Consider the following 16,666-nt stretch of genomic DNA (forward strand, 5'->3'; position numbering starts at 1 on the left):
AACGGGTTCCATGGCTCGGCATCGTCAACGCCCTGCGAACAGTCAAGTGACCCCGTCGATCAACTTGTTGAGTCTCCACACGCGTCATACCACCCGTACCGCGAACCAATTGGAGACCTCTATGACAGCGCCGCGCACGTGCTCCCGTCGCCTCGTCGCCCTTCCGCTGGGGATGGTCATGGCGACCGCCCTCGCCTTCCTCCCCAACGTCACGGCGTCGGCGGCCGACGCGGTCCCGACGGCCACGGTGGCCACGACGGCCGACGCGACCTCCCTCAGCTACATCGTCAACGTCGCCACCGGACGAGGCCCGTCCACGACGGTGAAGAAGGCCATCGCCGACGCGGGCGGCACCATCGTGATCTCGTACGACCGGATCGGCGTGATCGTCGTCCACTCCTCGAACCGCGACTTCGCCCGGACCGTCCGTAAGGTTCCGGGCGTGCAGTCGGCCGGCGTCACCCGCAACGCGCCCCTTGCCGCGCAGTCGACGACCGAGGCCGGCGCGACGCGGGTGCTCAGCGCCAAGGAGGTCGCGAGCGCTCAGTCGGCCGAAGGCCAGGACCCCCTGGAGTCGTCGCAGTGGGACTTGCCCGCCATCAAGGCGGACAAGTCCCACGAGAAGACGCTCGGCAGCCGCGACGTCACGGTCGCCGTCATCGACACCGGCGTGGACGACACCCATCCCGACCTCGCCCCGAACTTCAACCGCGAGGCGTCCGTCAACTGCGTCTCGGGCAAGCCGGACACCGCGGACGGGGCCTGGCGGCCGAGCGCGTCGGAGGGCGCCGCCCACGGCACGCATGTCGCGGGTGTGATCGCGGCAGCCAAGAACGGCATCGGCATGACCGGCGTCGCGCCCGGCGTGCGGGTCGCCGGCATCAAGGTGTCCGACCCGGAGGACTACGTCTACACCGAGGCCGTGGTCTGCGGCTTCGTCTGGGCGGCCGAACACCACGTGGACGTCACCAACAACAGCTATTACACCGACCCCTGGAACTTCAACTGCCTCGACGACCCGGACCAGAGGGCACTCGTCGACGCCACCACGCGGGCCTCGCGGTACGCGGAGCGCAAGGGCACGGTCAACGTCGCGGCCGCGGGCAACGAGAGCCGCGACCTGGACGCGGACTCCCTCACCGACCCCGCCTCCCCGAACGACGGCACGCCGGGCGACCGCGTGATCGACCCGCACAAGTGCTTGGTCCTACCGCCCCAGCTGCCCGGTGTGGTGACCGTGGCCGCGACCGGCGCGAAGGGCATCAAGTCGTCGTTCTCCAACTACGGTCTGAACGTCATCGACATCGCCGCGCCCGGAGGCGACTCCCCCCTCTACCAGCCCCCGGCCGCGCCGGCCACCGATGGTCGGATCCTCGGCACGATGCCCGGCGGCACGTGGGCCTACAAGAAGGGCACGTCGATGGCGTCCCCGCACGTCGCGGGGGTGGCCGCCCTCATCAAGTCGACGCACCCGCACGCCACCGCCGGCCAGGTGAAGGCCCTGCTGTACTCCCAGGCCGACGCCACGCCGTGCACGGATCCGTACGACATCGACTCCGACGGCAAGATCGACGCCGTGTGCAAGGGGCCGAAGAACCACAACGGGTTCTACGGGCGGGGGATCGTGAACGCGTTGAACGCTGTGACGAAGTAACGGCCTGGTGCACGATAGAGAGTGGATCAGGCCGTAAGCGGCTTCCGCGCGCAAGGGGCCGGGCCGTCGACTCCGCCGGCCGATGGCGGCCCCTTCGTGAGGCCCGTCGCCGTCGGGCGGCGGGCCTCAGCGTTTCGAAGCGGGAGCCGCGGGAGCACTAGGACGGGTCCCGGTCCTCCGCCGCCCGCCCCTTCGCCCAGGCCAGGTCCTCCTCGGTCGGGGCGTCGTCCTGGGTGAGGCTCGCCCGCCAGTAGCCACTGAACTCCACGGCGGCCCTGGGCAGTCCGCGCTCCTCGACCAGGTGGCGGCGCAGGGCCCGCACCGCCCCGGCCTCGCCGGCCAGCCACGCCGCACCGGACCCGGCGGGCAGTCCGGCACCCCTCACCGCGTCCGTCAACGTCTCGCCCCGGTCCCGGTGCACCCAGTGGACGGTCACCTCGCCGGGCGAGTCGAGCACCTGCTCCTCCGCCTTGTCGGCCACCTCGGCGTACACCACCGCCCGCGCCCCGGCCGGGAGGGATTCCAGGAGCGTCCCGATCGCCGGGAGCGCCGTCTCGTCCCCGGCCAGCAGCAGCCAGTCGGCGGCAGGCAGCGGCCGGGCGTACATCGACGACGGGCCGACCATGCCGAGGACGTCCCCGGGGCGTGCGGCCCGGCCCCAGCGGGCGGCGGGTCCTTCGTCGCCGTGGAGCACGAAGTCGACGGCCATCAGACCGAGCCGTCGGTCGTACGCGCGAACCGTGAAGCTCCGCATCAGCGGACGTTCGGGCTCGGGGATCGCGAGGTAGGCCTCGTACCACCGCATGCCGTACGTGTCGTCGGCGTCCGGCTCCGGCAGCCGGGGCACGTCCTGCCCCTCCCTCGGGAAGCAGAGCTTCATCTGCTGGTCGGGCCGGTCCTCCATGAGCTCCGCCAACGCGTCCCCGGCGAAGGTGATGCGTGCCGTCCGCGGGGCGATCCGCTCCACGCCCACGACCCGTACGTACGACACGGGCAATGCCTGCCCCATCGCGGCACCCACTCTCTGCGACTGATAGTTTATGCCGTAAGGAATTACCTCGGCGAAGTTACTTTATGGCGTAAGGAGTCGCAAGTGGTGGTCTTTGCCGGACAGGGCGACGCCCGCCGTTCGATGTCCCTGCTGTGGCGCGCCGAGCAGTCGGCGCAGCCGCGCCGCAGCCCCGGGCCGGGCCCCAGGCCGGGGCTGAGCGTGGACGCGATCGTGACCGCAGCGATCGCCGTCGCCGACGAGGACGGCATGGCCGCGCTCTCGATGCGCGCGGTGGGCGAGCGGCTGGGCCGTACGGCGATGGCGCTCTACACCTACGTCCCCAGCAAGAGCGAGCTGCTGGACCTGATGTATGACGCCGTCCACGCCGAGCTGCCCACCCAGTACGCCGGCATCGACAACTGGCGTACGGGACTGGATGATTGGGCGCGGGACACGCTCGCGTTCCTCCTCCGCCACCCCTGGGTGCTCCAGGTCTCCCAGGCCCGCCCGGTCCTCGGCCCGCACGAGTACGCCGGCCTCGACACGCTCGTACGCCTGCTGAACGGAACCGGGCTCGACGCCCCGCTCCTGCGGCGGCTGGTGGGCACGCTGACCCACTTCGTCCGCGGCTGCGCCGGGACGGTCGCCGAGGCGCGGCAGGCCGCGGCGGTGACGGGCGAGCCGGACGAGGAGTGGTGGTTCGCCCGCTCGGCGCTGCTGGGCGAGGTGGCGCCCGACTTCACGGACCGTTATCCGAGCCTGAGCGCGATGGAGAGCGAGGGCACCCCGCAGCAGCCACCCTCCGCCCCCGGCGAGGAGGCGATGCCGTACCTGGAACGCGAGGCGCGGGAGACGTTCACCGTCGGACTCGATGTGCTGCTCGACGGGATCGAGGCGGCGATCCGGCGTACGGGCGCGCCGTGAGCCCACGAGCGCGCGTCGCCGCCGCGGTGCCCGGTCGGCATCGCGGCGGCGGCGTGGCTCATGAACTCACGGCTTGGGCAGGGCACATCCCGGCCGGTTGAGGTCGAACTTGTTGCCGGCGCCGATGCACGGCACGATGCCGTAGGTCTCCTGGGCGTAGTTGATGCCCTGGCGCACCGTCACATTGCCGCTCTCGTCGACCTCGCACGGGTTGTTGTCCGTGCACTGCTGCCCGTCCTCGTTGCCGGTGTTGTTGACGGCGACGACCTTGCCGGTCGCGTTGTCGATCACCGGGGAGCCGGATGTACCGCCGATGGTCTGGCAGGCGGGGGTGTAGCGGACCGAGTCCTTCCAGGTCCATTCACCCTCCTTGAGGCGGTAGACGAAACCGTCCACATTGCAGGCGTACGTGCGCTTCCAGTAGCCGGAGACCACCGTGATCGCGGTGCCCTGGACCGGGTGCGCGGTGTTGAGCTCCAGCGCCTTGATGCCGTAGCTGCTCTCGATCTGGGCATAGGTGCGGGTGAGTTGGTACACCGAGATGTCGGTGTCGGTCATCGTCCCGTACGCGATCTTGCTCGCCCGCAGGGTGCCGACTCCGCTGCCCGAGGCGTTCAGCAGGGTGAAGCTACGGGTGGACGGCTGGTCGAACACGACCTCTCCCGGCCCCGGGAATCCCGACTCCATGCAGTGCCCGTTGGAGAGCACGAGCGCGGGGTCGGTGGGCTGGGAGCCGGGCGTACGGACGACGGAGCCGGAACAGTTGCTGAGCGCGACGGTCCCGGCGAAGTTGACCGCCTTGGGCCTGAGCTTCGTCTTGACGGTGCCGGCCGATGCCACGTCGTGGCCGGCAACCGCGGTCGCGGGTGCGATTCCCGCCCCGAGCAGCAGAACGGTGAAGAGCGCGCCGACGAGAGGCTTCTTCATGTGGGGGTCCCCTCCAGTGACCTGTGCAGGGCCCAAGTGGCCCCTGCTACCGAAATTGCTTCGGTTTTGACATGCGCATGTTGGCGCACGGCAGGGGCCCCCACAAGGGGTGGTTTCAAGCCGTCGGGTCTCAGGCCGTTCGGTCTCAAGCCGTCCGGACCGAGCCCCCGGCCTCAGGCCGTGGTCCGCTCCACCGGGATCCAGAGCTCCGCCTCGGCCTCCCCGGCGTCCTGCGACACCCGGGTGCGCAGGATCTCGGGACCGGGCCTGCTCCGGTACGGATTGGACGGGAACCACTGGGTGAACACATCCCGCCACAGGTACTGAAGTGCCTGCGGGTAGGGCCCGGAGTTCTCGAAGACGGCCCAGGTGCCCGCCGGGACCACCAGTGCGTCCAGGTCCTCGGGCACGGCCCCACCGGTCACCACGGCGTGGTAGTAGTCGAGTTCGGTCCCCTCCGCCCGGCTGTCGGCGAGGTTGTCGCTCACCGAGACGATCCCCTCCGGTTCCTGGTCGGACAGTTCCGCGATGCGCCGCATCGTCTCCTGTCCGATGCCCCGGATGAACTCGGCGATGGCCGGGTTCACCCCCTCGTGCACGAGCGGAACCCGCGCCTTCTTCCCGACCACACGGAACTCCTCCTTCTCCACGATCCGGTACCGCATGCTGCCGCTCCCTTCGACCACGAGGTGGAAGGACATCCGGGGCTGGGACCGCAGAGCCGCACCGGTCCGTCTGGCCTCGCCGGGACCGACGCCGTGCATGACCCGGAACGCCCGCGCGAACGCCTCGCCCGAGGTGTAGCCGTAGCGCACCGCGATCTCCAGCAGCGTCCGCTCCCCTGCCAGCACCTCGGCACCCGCGATCGTCAGTCGTCGGCGCCGGATGTATTCCGACAGGGGCATCCCGGCCAACGCCGAGAACATCCGCCGGAAGTGATACTCCGACGTCAGCGCGATCCGCGCCGGCTCGGCCGCATCGATCCGCTGATCGAGGCGGCACTCGATGTGCTCCATGGCCTGGTTCAGCCGTTCCAGCACCCCGGACTCCTTCCCTTACGAGCACTCACGTTAGGAAGCGCGCACGCCGTCGGACCCGACATTCTGTGCCCGGATCGGTCGGGTCGGATGGGGCGGTGCGCCGAAGCGGGCCAGGCAGTGCCAGACCATGTCGAGCCGCCTGCCCGCGGACCGGGACTCGACATGGCTCAGGGCCCGCGCCTGCGGCGACGGGTATGGGGCTGCGTTCACCGGCGCAGTGTGCCGGAGTGGGGTTCGCCGCCGCACCCGGATTGCGTCAGGCCGCCGGTATCAGGCCTTGTCCGCCCGGGTCGACGTCCAGGTTCGCCGCTCACGGGAGTCCCCCGCCACCGCTTGCAGCACCAGTACCGAGAGGTCGTCCTCGAGCGGCCCCACCCCGAAGTCGTGCGCCGCGCGCCGTACGTGCTCCGCAAGGGCCTTCGCGCCCAGCCCCATACCCTGCCGGAGCACATCGGCCAGACCGTCGTTGTCGTCCAACTGCCAGTTGCCACAGCGGCGTTCGGTGACTCCGTCGGTCACACACAACAATGTCTCGCCGGGCGCGAGGCGGAAGGTGCCGGCCCGGAATTCAGCACCCTCATCGATGCCGAGCAGCATCTGGGGTTCGGAGGCCGGTTCCACCCTGCCGTCGGCGAACATGTGCAGCGGCGGGGGATGACCTGCGCTGGCGACCGTGCAGCGGGCTCCGGCCACGCCCGGGTCGACCATCAACTCCCCGTACAGCAGGCTCAGGAAGCGGGAGCCCGTCAGCTCGGCGCCGAGGGCGAATGCCTCGGCGCTCTCTTCCGCCATGGCGACGTTCAGCCGGCCGAGCACCGACTCCACGCCATGCCCCTCGCGCGCCAGCAGTCTCACCAGGTGCCGGGCGAGGCCGGTGACGGACATCGCCTCCGGGTCCTTTCCCTGCACGTCCCCGAGCAGGAAGCACCAGCGGTCCTCGCCCATCGGGAAGATGTCGTAGAAGTCGCCGCCGACGGTCTGGCCCTCGCCGTGCGGCTCGTAGACGATCGCCGTGTCGACGCCGGCGATCCTGGCCAGCGTCGCCGGCAGTTGCCTGCGCTGGAGCGCGGCGCTGATCCTGCGCTGCCGGGTGTACTGGCGGGCGGTGAACACGGCCTGCGCGACCCTGCGGGCCACGTCCTGCACCATCCGCACCACGGTGTCGGTCATCTGCGACTGCCCGGCCCGGCCGAGCAGCAGTACGCCCTGGTCGGTGTCGCGGGCGACAAGCGGGAAGGCGAACGCCGACCCGCCCGCACGGTCGGCGCCGGCACTCTCGGGCCACGGCCAGGGCGTACCCCCGCTGCGGAGCGCGGCGGGCGGCGGAATCCGTTCCAGTTCCTCGCGCAGCGGAGCGATGCGCTGCTCGTCGGCGTGCCAGACCCGGGACAGTTGCAGGCCCCTCCCCGGCGTGCTGAGCCAGATGCCGCACCAGTCCGCGAGCCGGGGTACGAGCATCTGGGCCGCGAGCGCGGTGACCATGGCTTCGTCGAGCTGCCCCGCCAGGAGTTCGCTGGTCTCGGCGAGGAACGACGGGCCGCCGCGGTCGGTCCACTCGGGGGTGTACCCGTGGGCATGCGCCGGATGTACGGGGGGCCCTGCGTCATGGGACCGTGCGTCACTGCCGGGCTCGGCGGTACCGGGCCCGGAGGAGGCCGGCTCTGTCACAGGTGTCTCTCTCGCCGCGACCTCCAGCCGGAACCAGACCCGCTTCTCCGCCCGCCGGTAGGTCACGCCCCAGGACTCCGAGAGCGCGTTCACCAGCTGGAGCCCGAAGCCGGGCTCACCGTGCCGGGTGTCCACTGGGCCGCGCACCCCTCTGGAGGGGTGACGGTCCACGACCTCCACGACGACACCCACCCGGGTGACCGGGTTCCGCTCCAGGCGGCAGACCACGTCGATATCGGTGCCGGCGTACATGACGGCATTGGTGACCAGTTCGCTGACGAGCAGGACGGCGTCATCGACGAGCTCCTCGATCTCCCCGGGGATCGGAACCGGAGCAGGGGCCGCGCCCGCATCGGGAGTCGCATCGGTGGCCGACGCCCCGCTCCCGTCCGCGAGCTCCGCCGTCCACCCATGGAGCGCCGCACACACGAATTCCCGCGCCCGGGCGGCCGCCAGCTGGTTCGCCGACAGCCCCTTCCTGGACACGGACTGGCTCGCGTGTACGGACAACGGGATCACCATTCCTCCCGTATGCACCAAATACGCACGAGAAAGAGTGCTTTCGTGCGCTTTATACTATGACATGCGTCACTGAATGAATCTCCGGTGAGCACCAATGGATCTTGGGCGGAGGGTGTTTCCATGGCACTGGCCCCGGCCCGGCCCGGCACACAGTCAGACGGACAGTGGGTTCGTGCGAGCGATCTGCGCCCGTTGCTCGCCGCGATGAAGGCCCTGTGCGACGGAGATTTCACGGCGCGGGTGGAGGAATCGGAGGAACGGGGCGGAGTGGCGCTGCCCGACGGGGTGCCGGCCGAAATGGCCGGGGTGTTCCAGCAGATCGTCGCGCGGAACGCGCATCTCGCCTCGGAGCTCCAGCGGGTACGCCACGAGATCATCCGACAGGGACGGCTGGACGAGCGGATCTCGGCGAGTCCCGGCTCGGGGACCTGGACGACGAACATCGAGGCCGCCAATACGGTGCTCGAAGCGCTGGTGGTACCGGTCGCCAAGGCCACCCGGGTGCTCGACGCCGTCGCGGACGGTGATCTGACCCAGCACGTCGATCTGCACGACGGGAGCCGCCAGCTCCGCGGCGACCTGCGGCGCCTGGGCATCGGCGTGAACCGCATGGTGGACCAGCTCTCCCTCTTCACCGGTGAGGTGACCCGGGTCGCCCGCGAGGTCGGCACCGAGGGCCGTCTCGGCGGCCGGGCGAAGGCGCAGGGGCTGTCGGGCGACTGGCTCCATGTGACCGAAGCGGTCAATACGATGGCGTCCCGGCTTACGGCGCAGGTGCGGGACATCGCGGTCGTGACGACGGCGGTGGCACGCGGCGACCTGACGCAGCAGGTGACGGTCGAAGCCACCGGCGAGCTGCTGGAGCTGAAGCTCACGGTCAACACCATGGTCGACCAGCTGCGGGCGTTCGCCGACGAGGTGACCAGGGTCGCCCGCGAGGTCGGCACCGAGGGCCAGCTCGGCGGCCGTGCCCAGGTCAGGGGCGTGTCCGGGGTCTGGAAGGACCTCACCGACAACGTCAACTTCATGGCGTCCAACCTGACGTCCCAGGTCCGCAACATCGCCCAGGTGACCACCGCTGTCGCCAACGGCGACCTCAGTCAGAAGATCACCGTGGACGCGCGGGGCGAGATCCTGCAGCTGAAGTCGACGATCAACACCATGGTCGACCAGCTCTCCGCCTTCGCCGACGAGGTCACCCGGGTCGCCCGCGAGGTCGGCACCGAGGGCCAGCTCGGCGGCCGCGCCCACGTCAGGGGCGTGTCCGGGGTCTGGAAGGACCTCACCGACAACGTCAACTTCATGGCCGACAACCTCACCTCCCAGGTCCGCAACATCGCCCAGGTCGCCACCGCGGTCGCCGAGGGCGACCTCGGCAAGACGATCACCGTGGAGGCCAAGGGGGAGATCCTGGAGCTGAAGTCGACGATCAACACCATGGTCGACCAGCTCTCCGCCTTCGCCGACGAGGTCACCCGCGTCGCCCGCGAGGTCGGCACCGAGGGCAACCTGGGCGGTCAGGCGCAGGTCAGGGGCGCTTCCGGGGTCTGGAAGGACCTCACCGACAACGTCAACCGCATGGCGCTCAATCTGACCTCTCAGGTCCGCAACATCGCCCAGGTGACCACCGCCGTCGCCAACGGCGACCTGTCGAAGAAGATCGACGTGGACGCGCGCGGCGAGATCCTGGAGCTGAAGGACACCGTCAACACGATGGTCCAGCAGCTGCGGGCGTTCGCGGACGAGGTGACCAGGGTGGCCCGCGAGGTCGGCACCGAGGGGCGACTCGGCGGCCAGGCCCAGGTCCACGGCGTCTCGGGGGTCTGGAAGAACCTCACCGACAACGTCAACTTCATGGCCGACAACCTCACCTCCCAGGTCCGCAACATCGCCCAGGTCGCCACCGCGGTCGCCGAGGGTGACCTGTCGAAGAAGATCGACGTGGACGCGCGCGGCGAGATCCTGGAACTCAAGTCCACGATCAACACCATGGTCGACACGCTCTCCGCGTTCGCTTCCGAGGTGACACGAGTGGCCCGCGAAGTGGGCAGCGAGGGGCAGCTGGGCGGCCAGGCCCGGGTGGAGGGCGTCTACGGGACATGGAAGGGACTGACCACCAGCGTCAATGAGCTGGCACTGAACCTGACCACCCAGGTGCGCGCGATCGCCGAGGTCGCCAGCGCCGTCACGCAGGGCGACATGTCCGGCTCCATCTCGGTGGAGGCCCAGGGCGAGGTCGCCGCCCTGAAGAACAACATCAACCTCATGGTGGCGAACCTCCGTGAGACCACCCGCGCCAAGGACTGGCTGGAGTCGAACCTGACCCGTATCGCCGGACTCATGCAGGGCCACCGCGACCTGGTCGAGGTCGCCGACCTGATCCTGCGCGAGCTGACCCCTCTGGTGAACGCCCAGTACGGCGCGTTCTTCCTGGCCGAGGCGGGTGCGGCACCCGGTGAGGATCTTGAGCTCCTGGCCGGTTACGGCACCGGACAGCCCGAAGGCCGCCGCCGGCGTACCCGGCTCAGCCTCGACGCTCCCGGCTGGGGTCTGATCACCCAGGCCGCCACGGAGAAACGGCGGATCCTCATCGAGGCGGTCCCCACGGAATACATCACCATCAGTTCCGGCCTCGGCGCCGCGCCCCCGGCCAGTGTCGTCATCCTGCCGATCCTCTTCGAGGACCGGGTGCTCGGAGTCATCGAACTGGCCTCGTTCAGCCGTTTCAGCGAGGTCCACCTCGCTTTTGTCGACCAGTTCGTGAACACCATCGGTGTCTCCATCAACACCATCATCGCCAACTCCCGTACCGAGTCGCTCCTCTCGGAATCCCAGCGCCTCACCGTCGAACTGCGCAAGCGTTCCGACGAGTTGCAGCTCACCAACGCCGAGCTGGAGGAGAAGGCGGCGCTGCTGGCCACGTCCTCCCAGTACAAGTCGGAATTCCTGGCAAACATGTCGCACGAATTGCGCACCCCGCTCAACTCGCTCCTCGTGCTGTCCCGGCTGCTCGCCGACAACCCCGACGACCACCTCTCCCCGCAGGAGGTGGAGTTCGCCGTCACCATCCACCGGGCGGGCTCCGACCTGCTGCAACTGATCAACGACATCCTCGATCTGTCGAAGATCGAAGCAGGCCGGATGGATGTGCATCCCAAGACGCTGCCGCTGAACAAGCTGCTCGACTACGTACGGGCGACGTTCCAGCCGCTCTCCCGGGACCGCGGCCTGTCGTTCGACATCGAGGTCGGCGAGGACGTGCCCCTCGAACTCTTCTCCGACGAGCAGCGTCTCCAGCAGATCCTCCGCAACCTCCTCTCCAACGCGATGAAGTTCACCTCGTCCGGCGGAGTGCAACTGCTCGTCGAACGCGCGACGCCCTCGGACTTCGAGGAGGAGACGCTGCGCAATGCCGACGCCGTCATCGCCATGAGCGTCAAGGACACCGGAATCGGTATCCCGCCGGAGAAGCTCGACGCGATCTTCGAGGCGTTCCAGCAGTCCGACGGCACCACCAACCGCAAATACGGCGGCACCGGGCTCGGCCTCTCCATCAGCCGGGAAATGGCGGGCCTGCTCGGCGGCCGGATCATCGCCGAGAGCGAGCCGGACGCCGGTTCCACCTTCACCCTCTTCGTCCCCGCGCACTACACAAGTCCGCCCTCCGACGCCGTCCCCGCGGTCGAACCGCGCCCCGCGAGCGGCGCCACCCGGGCCATCGCCGGACCCGCCCGCCTGGTCGGCCGGCCCGCGGCCCGGCCCGGAGCCGCGCAGACCGATGCGCTCAGCACCCAGGATTCCTTGTCCCGCACCGGAACCCGGCCCGACAGCGACGACGACGGCGTCAGCTGGCCCGAGACGACCCGGCTCAAGGACTGGCTGACCGGCCGCGCCGCCGGCGTGCTGGCCAACCGTCGCATCCTCATCGTCGACGACGACATCCGGAACGTCTTCGCGCTGACGCATGTGCTGGGCCGCGTCGGCATCAGCGTCAAATACGCGGAGAACGGCCGCGAGGGCCTTGAGGTCCTCGATCGGACGCCTGACGTATCACTGGTACTGATGGACATCATGATGCCCGAAATGGATGGGTACGAGATGATCGCGGCGATCCGCCGCACACCTCGTTTCGCGGACCTGCCGGTCATCGCGCTCACCGCGAAGGCCATGCCCGGTGACCGGGAGAAAGCCATCGAGAGCGGCGCGAACGACTACGTCCCCAAGCCGGTGGACGTCGACCGCCTGCTGTCCGTGATCTGCCGGCTCCTCGACCCGCAGTGCACTTCGCCGGAGCCGCGGCCCGGTCCTTCCGACAACACCCGCTCCACGGACCGGGACCGGAGCGACATCCTCCCCGACCAGGACGACGACGGCACCCCCACCGACAGGAACGACGACAACGACGCGACAGGGCGGCCATCATGACGGCGACACGGGACGCAGCATCGGAGACCTCCAGCATCCTCATCGTCGACGACATGGAGGAGAATCTGGTCGCCCTCGAAGCCGTACTCGGCTCGCTGGCCCAAGTGGTCCGCGCACAATCGGGCGAGGAAGCTCTCAAGGCGATGCTGCGCCAGGAGTTCGCGGTCGTGCTCATCGACGTGATGATGCCGGGCATGAACGGCTTCGAGACCGCCGCCAACATCAAGGGCCTCGACCAGACGAAGGACGTCCCGATCATCCTGCTGACCGGTGCCGCAGTCGATCCGAACTACGCCTACCGCGGCTATACGGTCGGCGCTGCCGATTTCCTGATCAAGCCGTTCGACCCCTGGCTGTTGCGGACCAAGGTCAACGTCTTCCTCGACCTGCACCGCAAGAACCGCCAACTCGTCGACCAGGCCGAGCAGTTGAAGCGTCTCCTGACGGCCGAAGGCGGCCACCCCGGGATCCCGTCGGCCGCCCCCGACCCGGCTCGCGCATCCGCCGAGCCGTCGTACGGTACGGACCACGCGGGCCCTGCGGACTCCGCGGAACACCCGGCGCCCCCGGAAGCGCCCGACCGGCTCGCCGAGGTCGCCGGCCAACTCGCCCAGGCGGAACTCCTGCTGCGAGACGCGGACAGCCCCGGCCGGGCCGACCTCGCCGACCGCATCGTCGAACTGGAACGGGCCGTGGAACTGCTGATGGCGGCCCGCGAGACGTAGGAACGCGCCCGGACGTGATTCATCACGGCTGGGGCGGTGCCGTGCCCTGAAGGATGTTCTCCCTTCCCCACGCGCCGAGCGGCCCCAGCGCCTCGTTGAGTCCGACACCCAGCGGGGTCAGTGAATACTCGACGCGCGGAGGCACCTCCGCATGCACCTCGCGGTGCACGATGCCGTCCTCCTCCAGCTCCCGCAGATGTGACGTGAGCACCTTCTCCGTCACTCCGGGGACCATCCTGCGCAGCTCGCCGAAGCGGCACACCTGTTCATTGAGCGCCCAGAGGATCAGCACCTTCCACTTGCCGCCGATCACATCCATCGCGGCGTCGATCCCGCAGACGTACGCCCCCGGCCTCCGTACGGTACCCATGGTCCGCCCCTCCCACCTGCTCGCTCACCCGGCGGTAACCACCCACTTCGAAGTGCGTACTTGATCACTTCCGGGCCTGCGACAAGCCTAATCGGCATGACCGACAACGCCATTGAGAAGTCGCCGCTCACTCTCCTCGGGCTCGGTGCCATGGGTACCGCGCTCGCCCGCACCTGGCTCGCCGCCGGGCATCCGCTCACCGTCTGGAACCGCAGCCCCGGCAGGGCCGAGCCGCTCGCCGCCGAAGGGGCGGCCGTCGCCGGGTCCGCCGCGCAGGCGGTGGCGGCCGGCAGGCTGGTCGTGGTCTGCCTGCTCGACGACGCCTCGGTCGACGAGGCCCTGACCGGCGTGGACCTGGCCGGCAAGGACCTGGTCAACCTCACCACTTCCACGCCCGCCCAGGCCCGCGCCCGAGCCGTCCGGGCCCGCGAGCACGGGGCCCGCTTCGTGGACGGCGGGATCATGGCGGTCCCGCCGATGATCGGCGCCCCGGGCTCCGGCGCCCATGTCTTCTACAGCGGCTCCCGCGCCCTCTTCGACACCCACCGCGACACCCTGGCCGTACCGGCCGGCACCTCCTACGTCGGCGAGGACGCCGGCTTCGCCGCCCTGCACGACGTGGCGCTGCTGAGCGCGATGAACGGGATGTTCGCCGGGATCTCGCACGCGTTCGCGCTGATCCGCAAGGAGAACATCGAGCCGACGGCCTTCGCCCCGCTGCTCGCCGACTGGCTCGTCGCCATGACGTCCTCCGTGCACGCGGCCGCCGCCCAACTGGCCGAGGGGGACTACACGCGCGGGGTGGTGTCCAATCTCGCCATGCAGGTCGCGGGCAACGCCACCCTGCTGCGCACGGCCGAAGAACAGGGCGTCAGCGCCGAACTCCTCACTCCTTACCTGACCTTGATGGAACGTCTTCTCGCGAACGGGCGCGGCAACGAGAGCACGACGGGTGTGGTCGACCTGCTGGCACTCTGACCCCACCCGATTGCGTACGGTCGGCGCATGACATCCGACCGCGAAGCCGCCCACGGCCACCGCACCGCCCCCGGCCTCGACCTCGACGCCTATCTCGCCCGCATCGGCTGGACCGGGGAGCGCCGGCCGACCGCGGAGGTACTGCGCTCCGTGCACCGCGCCCACGCACTGGGCATCCCGTTCGAGAACCTGGACCCCGTTCTGGGCAACGCGCCCTCGCTCGCGCTCGCGGACCTGGAGGCGAAGCTCGTACGGGGTGGGCGCGGCGGGTACTGCTACGAGCAGAACACCCTGCTCGCCGCCGCGCTGACCGCGCTCGGGTTCAGGATCACGCTGCTCTGCGCACGGGTCGTGCTGGGGGCCGGGCCCGGGGACGTACGGCCGCGCACCCACATGCTGATGCGGGCCGAGGTGCCGGGCGAGCCGATCCCGTATCTGGCCGATGTCGGCTTCGGCGCCACCGGCTCGCTGCTGGAGCCGATCCCCCTGGTCGCGGACGCGGAGCTGCACGACGCCCCGCGCCGCCACCGGCTCGTGCACACCCCGCACGACGGGCCGCTGGAGCAGTGGGAGCTCCAGGCGCGGACCGCCGACGGGAGGTGGGAGGCCCAGTACGCCTTCACGCTGGAACCGTTCGAGGCGCCGGACTACGAGGTCATCAACTGGCACATCGCGACCAACCCGCGCTCCCCGTTCCAGCACCAGGTGTACATCCAGCGCACCACCCCGGACGCCCATCTGTCCCTCACAGGCCGCACACTGGCGGTCACGGCGAACGACGGCAGCCGCGAGGAACGGGAGCTGACGGACGGCGCCGAGGTGCTCCGGGTCCTGGCAGCCGACTTCGGCATCCACCTCCCCCGGGGCACACGGCTGCCGGAGTGACGTGAGGGACGCGCCCCTCACGCCTCCCAGCGCCCCTCACGCCCCTCACGCCCCGAACACTGCCGCTCACGTGGCGCATCTCACCCGTCCGCGTCCGTCACGCCCCCATTCCGGCCCATTCCAAGCCCCGCTCCGTCCCGGACCGGCGTTCCCACGGTTCGGGGGCGGTGGGCGCATGGCTATGGAAGACGGAGCGGGGCGCCGGGGTTACCCGGGTGGGGCAACCGGAGGGGAAAGCCCGGGCGGCGCGTGAAACGCAGTCGTAAGCTCCCAGACATGCAGGTCATCCAGTCCACGAAGCTCGCCAATGTCTGTTACGAAATCCGGGGCCCCGTGCTCGAGGAGGCGATGCGGCTGGAAGCAGCCGGTCACCGCATCCTCAAGTTGAACACCGGTAACCCTGCCGCGTTCGGGTTCGAGTGCCCGCCCGAGATTCTCGAAGACATACTGCGCAACCTCTCCGGGGCGCACGGTTACGGCGATGCGAAGGGGCTGCTGTCCGCGCGCCGGGCGGTGATGCAGCACTACCAGACCAAGGGGATCGACCTCGACGTCGAGGACATCTACCTGGGCAACGGCGTCTCCGAGCTGATCCAGATGTCGATGCAGGCACTGCTGGACGACGGCGACGAGGTCCTCGTACCGGCTCCGGACTACCCGCTGTGGACCGCCTCGGTGTCACTGGCTGGCGGTACGGCCGTGCACTACCGGTGCGACGAGCAGGCCGACTGGATGCCGGACCTCGCCGACATCGAGCGGAAGATCACCGACCGCACCAAGGCGCTCGTGATCATCAACCCGAACAATCCGACGGGTGCGGTGTACGACGACGAGATGCTGCGCGGGCTGACGGAGATCGCCCGGCGCCACAATCTGGTCGTCTGCTCCGACGAGATCTACGACCGGATCCTGTACGACGGAGCGACCCACACCCCGACCGCGACGATCGCGCCCGATCTGATGGTGCTCACCTTCAACGGACTCTCCAAGAACTACCGGGTGGCCGGATACCGCTCGGGGTGGATGGCGGTCTGCGGTCCGAAGGCTCACGCCTCCTCATACATCGAGGGGCTGACGATCCTCGCCAATATGCGGCTGTGCGCCAATATGCCGTCGCAGCACGCCGTGGCCACCGCGCTCGGGGGGCGGCAGTCGATCAACGATCTGGTGCTGCCGGGCGGGCGGATCCTGGAGCAGCGGGATGTCGCGTACGACCTGCTGACCCAGATCCCCGGCGTGACCTGCGTGAAGCCGAAGGGGGCGCTGTATCTCTTCCCGCGCCTCGACCCCAAGGTCTACAAGATCAAGGACGACCGGCAGATGGTCCTCGACCTGCTGCGGGCCGAGAAGATCATGGTCGTGCACGGTACCGGGTTCAACTGGCCGGAGCCCGATCACTTCCGTGTCGTGACGCTGCCCTCGACCGAGGACCTGACGGACGCGGTGACCCGGATCGCGCACTTCCTGGACGGATACGGCCAGCCTTAGCGGGCGGCCGCTCCCCCTCCACCGCGGAATCGATTGCAGATAACTTTAGACTGAATCCAATGTAGGATG

13 protein-coding genes are annotated in these 16,666 nt (G+C 69.5%); 7 read left to right on the forward strand and 6 right to left on the reverse strand.

The features are described 5' to 3' along the window. Nucleotides 1-121: 121 nt before the first annotated feature. Nucleotides 122-1,654 carry a S8 family serine peptidase gene (locus OG609_RS14855; RefSeq protein ID WP_327273259.1) on the forward strand — a complete coding sequence of 511 codons (1,533 nt, stop codon included), beginning with the start codon at nt 122-124 and terminating at the stop codon, nt 1,652-1,654. A 157-nt stretch (nt 1,655-1,811) separates the two neighbouring features. On the opposite strand, the gene OG609_RS14860 is transcribed toward OG609_RS14855, so the two are convergent. Beyond that, nucleotides 1,812-2,663 carry a siderophore-interacting protein gene (locus OG609_RS14860; RefSeq protein ID WP_327273260.1) on the reverse strand — a complete coding sequence of 284 codons (852 nt, stop codon included), beginning with the start codon at nt 2,661-2,663 and terminating at the stop codon, nt 1,812-1,814. Nucleotides 2,664-2,747: 84 nt separating this feature from the next. On the opposite strand from OG609_RS14860, the gene OG609_RS14865 reads away from it, so the two are divergent. After that, complete coding sequence (locus OG609_RS14865) at nt 2,748-3,569, forward strand: TetR/AcrR family transcriptional regulator (protein WP_327273261.1); 822 nt, start codon at nt 2,748-2,750, stop codon at nt 3,567-3,569. Nucleotides 3,570-3,635: 66 nt separating this feature from the next. Here the strand turns inward: OG609_RS14865 and OG609_RS14870 are convergent, their stop codons facing one another. From OG609_RS14870 to OG609_RS14885, 4 genes are all read right to left on the reverse strand, one after another. Continuing rightward, entirely contained in the window at nt 3,636-4,496 is an 861-nt protein-coding gene (locus OG609_RS14870; RefSeq protein WP_327273262.1) for a S1 family peptidase, read from the reverse strand. A 173-nt stretch (nt 4,497-4,669) separates the two neighbouring features. Next, nucleotides 4,670-5,536: an AraC family transcriptional regulator gene (locus tag OG609_RS14875; RefSeq protein ID WP_327273263.1), complete on the reverse strand. Its 867-nt coding sequence runs from the start codon at nt 5,534-5,536 to the stop codon at nt 4,670-4,672. A gap of 30 nt (nt 5,537-5,566) precedes the next feature. Continuing rightward, nucleotides 5,567-5,746 carry a hypothetical protein gene (locus tag OG609_RS14880; protein ID WP_327273264.1) on the reverse strand — a complete coding sequence of 60 codons (180 nt, stop codon included), beginning with the start codon at nt 5,744-5,746 and terminating at the stop codon, nt 5,567-5,569. 60 nt (nt 5,747-5,806) lie between these two features. Next, nucleotides 5,807-7,726: a SpoIIE family protein phosphatase gene (locus OG609_RS14885; protein WP_327273265.1), complete on the reverse strand. Its 1,920-nt coding sequence runs from the start codon at nt 7,724-7,726 to the stop codon at nt 5,807-5,809. Nucleotides 7,727-7,930: 204 nt separating this feature from the next. On the opposite strand from OG609_RS14885, the gene OG609_RS14890 reads away from it, so the two are divergent. Both OG609_RS14890 and OG609_RS14895 read left to right on the forward strand, forming a co-directional pair. After that, a complete protein-coding gene (locus tag OG609_RS14890) occupies nt 7,931-12,151 on the forward strand; it encodes a HAMP domain-containing protein (protein WP_327278054.1) in 4,221 nt (1,406 codons plus the stop codon). Next, on the forward strand, nt 12,148-12,876 hold the full coding sequence (locus OG609_RS14895) for a response regulator (protein WP_327273266.1): 729 nt from the start codon (nt 12,148-12,150) through the stop codon (nt 12,874-12,876). The genes OG609_RS14890 and OG609_RS14895 overlap by 4 nt, the downstream gene beginning before the upstream one ends. 22 nt (nt 12,877-12,898) lie before the next feature. Here OG609_RS14895 and OG609_RS14900 read toward each other — a convergent pair whose 3' ends face one another. Further along, the gene (locus OG609_RS14900; protein WP_327273267.1) at nt 12,899-13,246 is read right to left on the reverse strand and encodes a winged helix-turn-helix transcriptional regulator; all 348 of its coding nucleotides are present in this window, start codon (nt 13,244-13,246) and stop codon (nt 12,899-12,901) included. Nucleotides 13,247-13,342: 96 nt separating this feature from the next. On the opposite strand from OG609_RS14900, the gene OG609_RS14905 reads away from it, so the two are divergent. The 3 genes from OG609_RS14905 to OG609_RS14915 all read left to right on the forward strand — a co-directional run bounded on the left by OG609_RS14905 (nt 13,343) and on the right by OG609_RS14915 (nt 16,597). Further along, on the forward strand, nt 13,343-14,224 hold the full coding sequence (locus tag OG609_RS14905) for an NAD(P)-dependent oxidoreductase (RefSeq protein WP_327273268.1): 882 nt from the start codon (nt 13,343-13,345) through the stop codon (nt 14,222-14,224). Nucleotides 14,225-14,251: 27 nt separating this feature from the next. Next, complete coding sequence (locus OG609_RS14910; protein ID WP_327273269.1) at nt 14,252-15,109, forward strand: arylamine N-acetyltransferase family protein; 858 nt, start codon at nt 14,252-14,254, stop codon at nt 15,107-15,109. Between the two features lie 276 nt (nt 15,110-15,385). Further along, complete coding sequence (locus tag OG609_RS14915) at nt 15,386-16,597, forward strand: pyridoxal phosphate-dependent aminotransferase (RefSeq protein WP_327273270.1); 1,212 nt, start codon at nt 15,386-15,388, stop codon at nt 16,595-16,597. Nucleotides 16,598-16,666 lie beyond the last annotated feature (69 nt).

Origin of the sequence: Streptomyces sp. NBC_01224 (assembly GCF_036002945.1) — a bacterium.
GTDB lineage: Bacteria > Actinomycetota > Actinomycetes > Streptomycetales > Streptomycetaceae > Streptomyces.